Source organism: Mesorhizobium sp. Cs1321R2N1 (assembly GCF_037179725.1).
Taxonomy (GTDB): Bacteria; Pseudomonadota; Alphaproteobacteria; order Rhizobiales; family Rhizobiaceae; genus Mesorhizobium; species Mesorhizobium salmacidum.
Genome location: NZ_JAPYKP010000188.1, coordinates 1 through 8,751, shown reverse-complemented (window position 1 = coordinate 8,751; position 8,751 = coordinate 1). Strand labels below are relative to the sequence as shown.

The window sequence follows — 8,751 nt, the reverse complement described above, 5'->3', positions numbered from 1 at the left end:
CGAGACGTCGCTGACGCTGAAGGGCCGCAAGGTCGCGGTGCCGGCCGCCGCCGGCGATGCCGCGCGTTTCTCGTTCGCCGATCTCTGCGAAAAGCCACTCGGCGCGCGCGATTATTTGGCCATCGCCGGCCGGTTTTCGTCCGTCTTCATCGATCATGTGCCGGTGCTGGGTGAAGGCAAACGCAACGAGGCAAAGCGCTTCATCCTGTTGATCGACACGCTCTACGACCATCATACGCGCCTTGTGGTGAGCGCCGAGGCGCCGCCGCACGCGCTTTATGTGGCCAAGCGCGGCGTCGAGGTGTTCGAATTCGAGCGCACCGCCTCACGGCTGATCGAGATGCAGAGCCGCGACTGGCTGGAGGATTGGGCGGAGCGTCGGAAGGGGAAGGCGGCCCCGGCGGAAGCGCGGGCGCAGGCCTGAAATATCCGGAAGCCGCTATCCCGTCAGCTTAGAAAATCTACAGCCCGTACACATACATCACAAAGCTCTTCGCCTCGTCATGCGGTTCCTTGCGCGCTTCATAAAGCGCCCGCGCGGGCAGATTGTCCGGCTCGGTGCCGACCCAGGCCTCCTCGCAGCCGTGCTCGCGGCCGAGCGCGAACATGGCGTCCAGCATTTTGCGCGCAATGCCCCGGCGCTGAAAGGCCGGCGAGACCCCGACTTCGTCGATATAAAGTTCGGTCGGCTTGTCCGGGTGGCGGTGGATGACCGCCGCGCATTGGCCGACGACAACGTCCCCGGCCAGGGCGACGATCATGAAATGGCCTGATTGCGCGCGATAGCTGGCAAGGCGATCGAGCCGCACCGGCTCGTCGAACACATCGTCGGCAACCCGCATCACAAGGGTGTCATCGCCGGGATTGAGCCTTCTGATCTCGACCGTCATTGTGTAAATTCTCCCAAGTCGGCTTACAAATTTTGACGTTTACGTAAACCCCAAACACTCTAACCGATTGAAAATGCAGGGGTCGAAATAATCGTTTGAATTTATTCTGCACCGGAGCTATTGGGTGCGGCGAAATTCGCGGTCCCCGCAGCATTCCGGCCTCTTCCTCGACGCCGTGTTGGCGCGTCACAGACAAAGGGAAATCATCCTCACATGGCACGCAACAAGATAGCGCTTATCGGCTCTGGCATGATCGGCGGCACGCTCGCCCACATGATCGGCCTCAAGGATCTCGGCGACGTGGTCCTGTTCGATATCGCCGAGGGTATCCCGCAAGGCAAGGGGCTCGATATAGCGCAGTCGTCGCCGGTCGATGGCTTCGATTCCCGGCTGGCCGGCGTCAATGACTATGCCGGCATCGAGGGTGCGGACGTGTGCATCGTCACCGCCGGCGTGCCGCGCAAGCCGGGCATGAGCCGCGACGACCTGCTGGGCATCAATTTGAAGGTCATGGAGCAGGTCGGCGCCGGGCTGAAGAAGTACGCGCCGAAGGCCTTCGTCATCTGCATCACCAACCCGCTCGACGCCATGGTGTGGGCGCTGCAGAAGTTTTCGGGCCTGCCCAAGACTCATGTGGTGGGCATGGCCGGCGTGCTCGACAGCGCGCGTTTCCGCTACTTCCTGGCCGAGGAATTCAAGGTCTCGGTCGAGGACGTCACCGCCTTCGTGCTCGGCGGCCACGGGGATTCCATGGTGCCGATGATCCGTTATTCGACGGTGTCGGGGATTCCGCTTCCCGACCTGATCAAGATGGGCTGGACTTCGAAGGAAAAGCTCGACCAGATCGTGCAGCGCACCCGTGATGGCGGCGCCGAGATTGTCGGCCTGCTCAAGACCGGCTCGGCCTACTACGCGCCGGCGGCTTCGGCGATCCAGATGGCCGAATCCTACCTCAAGGATAAGAAGCGCGTGCTGCCCTGCGCGGCACACCTCTCGGGCCAGTATGGCGTCAAGGGCACCTATGTGGGCGTGCCCGTGGTCATCGGCGCCGGCGGTGTCGAGCGCGTCATCGAGATCGACCTCAACAAGGCCGAGCAGAAGATGTTCGAGGCTTCGGTGGCGACCGTGCAGGGCCTGACCGAGGCCTGTGTCAAGATCGCGCCGCAGCTCGCCTCGAAGTAACCCGCCAAAACATCACCCCCGGCAACCGACCTGGAGATAGTTCCCGATGAACATCCATGAATATCAAGGCAAGGCGCTGCTGAAGAGCTTTGGCGCGCCGGTGGCCGAAGGCGTGCCGGTGTTCAAGGCAAGCGAGGCGGAAGCCGCGGCACAAGCGCTGCCCGGCCCGCTCTACGTGGTGAAGAGCCAGATTCATGCCGGCGGCCGCGGCAAGGGCAAATTCAAGGAGCTCGGCCCCGACGCCAAGGGCGGCGTGCGGCTGGCGAAGTCGGTCGCCGAGGTGGTGGCCAACGCCAACGAGATGCTCGGCCACACGCTGGTCACCAAGCAGACCGGCCCGGCCGGCAAGCAGGTCAATCGCCTCTATATCGAGGACGGTGCCGACATCGAGCGCGAGCTCTATCTCTCGATCCTGGTCGACCGCTCGGTCGGCCGCATCGCCTTCGTCGTCTCGACAGAGGGCGGCATGGACATCGAGGCGGTCGCGCACGACACGCCGGAAAAGATCATCACCGTCGCCATCGACCCGGAGAAGGGCGTTACGGCGGACGACGTGAAGGCGCTCAATGGCGCGCTGAAGCTCGCCGGCGACGCGGCCAGGGATGGCGGCACGCTGTTCCCGATCCTCTACAAGGCCTTTGTCGAGAAGGACATGAGCCTGCTCGAGGTCAACCCGCTGATCGTGATGAAGAGCGGCCCCCTGCGCGTGCTCGATGCGAAAGTGTCGTTCGACAACAACGCGCTGTTCCGCCACCCCGATCTGATGGAACTGCGCGACACCACCGAAGAGGACGAGAAGGAGATCGAGGCGTCGAAATACGACCTCGCCTATGTCGCGCTCGACGGCAATATCGGCTGCATGGTCAACGGCGCCGGCCTTGCCATGGCGACGATGGACATCATCAAGCTCTATGGCGCCGAGCCCGCCAACTTCCTCGATGTCGGCGGCGGCGCTTCGAAGGAGAAGGTGACGGCGGCGTTCAAGATCATCACCAGGGACCCGGCCGTCAAAGGCATCCTGATCAACATCTTCGGCGGCATCATGAAGTGCGACATCATCGCCGAGGGCGTGATTGCAGCGGTCAAGGAAGTCGGGTTGAAAGTGCCGCTGGTCGTGCGCCTGGAAGGCACCAATGCCGAGCTCGGCAAGAAGATCATCAACGACAGCGGTTTGAACGTCGTGTCCGCCGATGATCTTGACGACGCGGCCAAGAAGATCGTTGCGGCGGTGCAGGGCTGAGACGGTGCCTCCGCGCAAGATAAATCTGGTCGAGGCGGCGGATCAAACGATCACCGAGGTGTTCGATCCGCATATCGCCGGCGACGTCAATGACAGCCAGGCCAAGGTCGCCAAGTTCGGCGAGGCCTTCGACTGGCACGCGCATGACAATGAGGACGAAGCCTTCCTCGTGCTGCGCGGCAGGATCGCCATCGATTTCCGCGATGGTCCGGTCGAGCTCGGCGAGGGCGATTTCATCGTCGTGCCGCGCGGTGTCGAGCACCGGCCGCGCTCGCTCACCGCAGAGCCCGTGGTGCTGATGTTCGAGCCGGCGACGACGCTCAACACCGGCAATGCCAAGAGCGATCTCACCGTCACCGATCTGAAGCGGCTCTGATCCATGAACGCGGCATCCTTCTCTTCGCTCTCGGCCGACCACCAGCGCCTGCAGGCGCTGGTCGGCGCGTGGCGCGGCGAGGAAGAGGTGGCGGACACGCAATGGGCCGATGGCGGCACGGCGACCAGCGAAGTTTTGGCGGAAGCGGAGTTCGGCGGCCAGTTCGTGGTGCAGCGTTATCGTCAGCGTCGCGACGGCACGATTTCGTTCGGTTCGCACACCGTATTCGGCGTCGACCACCAGAACGGCGTCGTGACCATGCACCAGTTCGATTCGATGGGCCTCGTGCCGTTGTCGCCTGCCACGGGCACGTGGAACGGCAACGAACTGGTGCTGGAGCGGTCGTCGCCGCGCGGCTCTGCGCGCGTGACCTATATTTTCGGCGATGCCGACACCTACCGCATGAAATTGCATTTCAAACCCGCCGGCAACGATGACTGGCAAGACATGGTGAGTGGCGTCTACCGGCGCGTCTCGCCTTCCTCGATCAACGGTTTTTAGAAAAGGGCTCCGATGTCCATTCTCGTCGACAAGAACACCAAGGTGCTGGTGCAGGGCCTGACCGGCAAGACCGGCACGTTCCACACAGAGCAGGCGCTGGCCTATCACGGGACAAAGATGGTCGGCGGCATCCACCCGAAGAAGGGCGGCGAGACCTGGACCGGCGCGAAGGGCGAGAGCCTGCCGATCTTTGCCACGGTCGCCGAAGGCAAGGAAAGGACAGGCGCCAACGCCTCCGTCATCTACGTGCCGCCGGCGGGCGCGGGCGAAGCCATCATCGAGGCGATCGAGGCGGAGATCCCGCTGATCGTCTGCATCACCGAAGGCATTCCGGTGATGGACATGGTCAAGGTCAAGGCGCGGCTCGACCGCTCGACGTCGCGGCTGATCGGACCGAACTGTCCGGGCGTGCTCACCCCCGACGAATGCAAGATCGGCATCATGCCCGGAAACATCTTCCGCAAGGGTTCGGTCGGCGTTGTTTCGCGCTCGGGAACACTTACCTATGAGGCCGTGTTCCAGACCACCAATGTCGGCCTCGGCCAGACCACCGCCGTCGGTATCGGCGGCGATCCTGTCAAGGGCACCGAGTTCATCGACATGCTCGAGATGTTCCTCGCCGACGATGAGACCAAGTCGATCATCATGATCGGCGAGATCGGCGGTTCGGCCGAAGAAGACGCCGCGCAGTTCCTCAAGGACGAGGCCAAGCGCGGCCGCAGGAAACCGATGGCGGGCTTCATCGCCGGGCGCACCGCGCCGGCCGGCCGCACCATGGGTCATGCGGGCGCGGTCATCTCCGGCGGCAAGGGCGGCGCCGAAGACAAGATCGCGGCGATGGAATCGGCCGGCATCAAGGTTTCGCCCTCGCCGGCGCGGCTGGGCACGACCTTGGTCGAGGCGATCAAGGGTTAAGTGAGTAGTGAATAGTGAGTAGTGAAAAAACTGAGCGGTGAACAAATGAGAGAGATCCATTTCTCTACTGACTACTGACTACTCACTCCCCAAAAAAAGGAGACGGAGCCAGGCTCCGCGGACAAAAATGGCACGACAAGATCAGGCCAACGACCAATTCTCGCTTACCTCTTTCCTTTATGGCGGCAATGCCGATTACATCGACGCGCTCTACGCGGCGTATGAGGACGATCCCGCCTCGGTCAATCCCGAGTGGCAGGAGTTCTTCGCCGGGCTGAAGGACGATGCCGGCGATGTGCGCAGGAACGCCAAGGGCGCCTCATGGGCCAAACCCTCCTGGCCGCTGCAGGCCAATGGCGAATTGGTGTCGGCGCTCGACGGCAATTGGGGCATCGTCGAAAAGCACCTGGAAAAGAAGGTCAAGGATAAGGCGGTCACCAACGGTGTCGTGCTGTCCGACGCCGATGTGCACCAGGCGACGCGCGATTCGGTGCGCGCCATCATGATGATCCGCGCCTTCCGCATGCGCGGCCATCTGCACGCCAATCTCGACCCGCTCGGCATTGCAAAGCTCGAAGACTATAACGAGCTGTCGCCGGAGAATTACGGCTTCACCGAAGCCGACTACGACCGGCCCATTTTCCTCGACAATGTGCTCGGGCTCGAATTCGGCAGCATCCGGCAGATGCTGGAAATCCTCAACCGCACCTATTGCTCGACGCTCGGCGTCGAGTTCATGCATATTTCCGATCCCGAGGAAAAGGCCTGGATCCAGGCGCGTATCGAGGGCGCCGACAAGGAGATTTCGTTCACCGCCACCGGCAAGAAGGCGATCCTGCAGAAGCTGGTCGAGGCGGAAGGCTTCGAGCAGTTCATCGACGTCAAGTACAAGGGCACCAAGCGATTCGGTCTCGACGGCAGTGAATCGTTGATCCCGGCGCTGGAGCAGATCGTCAAGCGCGGCGGCCAATTGGGCTTGAAGGAAATCGTGCTCGGCATGGCCCATCGCGGCCGCCTCAACGTGCTTTCCCAAGTGATGGCCAAGCCGCACCGCGCCATCTTCCACGAGTTCAAGGGCGGCTCCGCAGCCCCCGACGAGGTCGAGGGCTCGGGCGACGTGAAGTACCATCTCGGCGCCTCGTCGGACCGCGAGTTCGACGGCAACAAGGTGCACCTGTCGCTGACCGCCAACCCCTCGCATCTGGAGATCGTCGATCCCGTGGTGATGGGCAAGGCGCGCGCCAAGCAGGATTCCCTGTTCGGCCGTGGCCGCGAGGAAATCGTGCCACTGGAAGAGCGAGCCAAGGTGTTGCCGCTCTTGCTGCATGGCGACGCCGCTTTCGCCGGCCAGGGCGTGATCGCTGAAATCCTCGGCCTGTCGGGCCTGCGCGGCCACCGCGTCGCCGGCACGCTGCATTTCATCATCAACAACCAGATCGGCTTCACCACCAATCCGCGCTTCTCGCGTTCGTCGCCCTATCCGTCCGACGTCGCCAAGATGATCGAGGCGCCGATCTTCCACGTCAATGGCGACGACCCGGAAGCCGTGGTGCACGCCACCAAGGTGGCGATCGAGTTCCGCATGAAGTTCCACAAGCCGGTGGTCGTGGACATGTTCTGCTACCGCCGCTTCGGCCACAATGAGGGCGACGAGCCGGCCTTCACCCAGCCGCTCATGTACCGCAACATCCGCACCCATAAGACGACGGTGCAGATCTATGGCGAGCGCCTGATCGCGGAAGGCCACATCACCCAGGCCGAGCTCGACCAGCTCAAGGCCGACTGGCGCACGCATCTGGAAGCCGAATGGGAAGTCGGCCAGCATTACAAGCCCAACAAGGCCGACTGGCTCGACGGCGCCTGGTCGGGCCTGCGCACGGCCGACAATCAGGACGAGACAAGGCGCGGCAAGACCGCCGTGCCGGTCAAGACGCTGAAGGAAATCGGCAAGAAGCTGACCGAGGTGCCGAAGGATTTCGAGGCGCACAAGACGATTATCCGCTTCCTCGAGAACCGGCGCCAGGCGATCGAGTCCGGCGAAGGCATCGACTGGTCGACGGCGGAGGCACTGGCCTTCGGCGCGATCCTGCTCGACGGCAATCCGATCCGGCTGTCGGGGCAGGATTCCGAGCGCGGCACCTTCTCGCAGCGTCATTCCGTGCTTTATGACCAGCGCGACGAGACCCGCTACATCCCGCTCAACAATCTGTCGGCGGCGCAGGCCGGTTACGAAGTCATCAACTCGATGCTGTCGGAAGAGGCGGTGCTGGGCTTCGAATATGGCTACAGCCTGGCCGAGCCGAAGGCGCTGACCCTGTGGGAGGCGCAGTTCGGCGACTTCGCCAACGGCGCCCAGGTGGTGTTCGACCAGTTCATCTCGTCGGGCGAGCGCAAATGGCTCAGAATGTCGGGCCTCGTCTGCCTGCTGCCGCATGGCTATGAAGGCCAGGGCCCGGAACATTCTTCCGCCCGGCTCGAGCGCTTCCTGCAGCTTTGCGCCGAAGACAATATGCAGGTCGCCAACTGCACGACGCCGGCCAACTACTTTCACATCTTGCGCCGGCAACTGAAGCGCGACTTCCGCAAGCCGCTGATCCTGATGACGCCGAAATCGCTGCTGCGCCACAAGCGGGCGGTGTCTACGCTGCCGGAAATCTCGGGCGAAAGCTCGTTCCACCGGCTGCTGTGGGACGACGCCCAGCTTTTGCCCAACCAGGCGATCAAGCTGACCAAGGATTCCAAGATCCGCCGCGTCGTGCTGTGCTCGGGCAAGGTCTATTACGACCTCTATGAAGAGCGCGAGAAGCGCGGCATCAACGACATCTACCTGCTGCGCGTCGAACAGCTCTACCCGTTCCCGGCCAAGGCGCTGATCACCGAGCTGTCACGCTTCCGCAACGCCGAGATGGTGTGGTGCCAGGAGGAACCCAAGAACATGGGCGCCTGGTCGTTCATCGACCCTTATCTGGAATGGGTGCTGGCGCATATCGACGCCAAGCATCAGCGGGTGCGCTACACCGGCCGTCCCGCGGCCGCGTCGCCGGCGACCGGCCTGATGTCGAAGCACCTTGCCCAGCTCGCCGCCTTGCTCGAAGACGCGCTCGGAGAATAAGCAGAATTGGGCGAATAGAACTGAAGCGAAAGAACGGACAGGCACAATGGCTACCGAAATCCGCGTTCCCACCCTTGGCGAATCCGTCACCGAAGCGACCGTCGGCAAATGGTTCAAGAAGGTCGGCGATGCCATTGCCGCCGACGAGCCGTTGGTCGAGCTCGAGACCGACAAGGTGACTGTGGAGGTGCCCGCCGCCGCCGCCGGCACGCTCGGCGAAATCTCTGTAAAAGAAGGTGAGACGGTCGGCGTCGGCGCGCTGCTAGGGTCGATTTCGGGCGGTGGGGCGGCTGCTCCCGCGACCAGGCCGCAAGCCGTGGCGCAGGCTTCGAGCCCCGACGCGGCGCAGACCACCAAGCAGGCCGCGGCAGAGACCGCCAAGGTTGCAGGCGACGCCGGCCCGGTCGAGCCGCGCACTATGCCGCCGGCGCCGGCAGCGGCAAAGCTGATCGCCGAGAACAATCTGTCGGTCGACCAGCTTTCCGGCTCGGGCAAGCGCGGCCAGGTGCTGAAGGGCGATGTGCTCGACGCCATC

Annotated in this window: 9 protein-coding genes; 8 read left to right on the top strand and 1 reads right to left on the bottom strand. The window is 63.2% G+C overall.

The window, feature by feature from the left end:
• The coding region (gene zapE, locus O7A61_RS29140) for an AFG1/ZapE family ATPase (protein WP_337132700.1) at positions 1-424 on the top strand (424 nt) is incomplete at its 5' end.
• A 37-nt stretch (positions 425-461) separates the two neighbouring features.
• Here zapE and O7A61_RS29135 read toward each other — a convergent pair.
• The gene (locus O7A61_RS29135; protein WP_337132699.1) at positions 462-890 is read right to left on the bottom strand and encodes a GNAT family N-acetyltransferase; all 429 of its coding nucleotides are present in this window, start codon (positions 888-890) and stop codon (positions 462-464) included.
• Positions 891-1,103: 213 nt separating this feature from the next.
• On the opposite strand from O7A61_RS29135, the gene mdh reads away from it, so the two are divergent.
• The 7 genes from mdh to O7A61_RS29100 form a co-directional block, all read left to right on the top strand.
• Complete coding sequence (mdh, locus tag O7A61_RS29130; protein ID WP_337132698.1) at positions 1,104-2,072, top strand: malate dehydrogenase; 969 nt, start codon at positions 1,104-1,106, stop codon at positions 2,070-2,072.
• A 46-nt stretch (positions 2,073-2,118) separates the two neighbouring features.
• A complete protein-coding gene (gene sucC, locus O7A61_RS29125) occupies positions 2,119-3,312 on the top strand; it encodes an ADP-forming succinate--CoA ligase subunit beta (protein ID WP_337132697.1) in 1,194 nt (397 codons plus the stop codon).
• A 4-nt stretch (positions 3,313-3,316) separates the two neighbouring features.
• Complete coding sequence (locus O7A61_RS29120) at positions 3,317-3,688, top strand: cupin domain-containing protein (protein WP_337132696.1); 372 nt, start codon at positions 3,317-3,319, stop codon at positions 3,686-3,688.
• A gap of 3 nt (positions 3,689-3,691) precedes the next feature.
• A complete protein-coding gene (locus tag O7A61_RS29115; protein ID WP_337132695.1) occupies positions 3,692-4,189 on the top strand; it encodes a DUF1579 family protein in 498 nt (165 codons plus the stop codon).
• A 12-nt stretch (positions 4,190-4,201) separates the two neighbouring features.
• Positions 4,202-5,104 (top strand): succinate--CoA ligase subunit alpha, encoded by a 903-nt coding sequence (sucD, locus tag O7A61_RS29110; RefSeq protein ID WP_027145554.1) that lies wholly within the window; start codon positions 4,202-4,204, stop codon positions 5,102-5,104.
• Positions 5,105-5,231: 127 nt separating this feature from the next.
• Entirely contained in the window at positions 5,232-8,216 is a 2,985-nt protein-coding gene (locus O7A61_RS29105; protein ID WP_140510324.1) for a 2-oxoglutarate dehydrogenase E1 component, read from the top strand.
• A gap of 46 nt (positions 8,217-8,262) precedes the next feature.
• The coding region (locus O7A61_RS29100; RefSeq protein WP_337132694.1) for a biotin/lipoyl-containing protein at positions 8,263-8,751 on the top strand (489 nt) is incomplete at its 3' end.

Excerpts from the sequence above, each read along its gene's own strand:
- O7A61_RS29135 (WP_337132699.1), bottom strand. The coding sequence starts at position 890 with ATGACGGTCGAGATCAGAAGGCTCAATCCCGGCGATGACACCCTTGTG.
- mdh (WP_337132698.1), top strand. The coding sequence starts at position 1,104 with ATGGCACGCAACAAGATAGCGCTTATCGGCTCTGGCATGATCGGCGGC.
- sucC (WP_337132697.1), top strand. The coding sequence starts at position 2,119 with ATGAACATCCATGAATATCAAGGCAAGGCGCTGCTGAAGAGCTTTGGC.
- O7A61_RS29115 (WP_337132695.1), top strand. The coding sequence starts at position 3,692 with ATGAACGCGGCATCCTTCTCTTCGCTCTCGGCCGACCACCAGCGCCTG.
- sucD (WP_027145554.1), top strand. The coding sequence starts at position 4,202 with ATGTCCATTCTCGTCGACAAGAACACCAAGGTGCTGGTGCAGGGCCTG.
- O7A61_RS29105 (WP_140510324.1), top strand. The coding sequence starts at position 5,232 with ATGGCACGACAAGATCAGGCCAACGACCAATTCTCGCTTACCTCTTTC.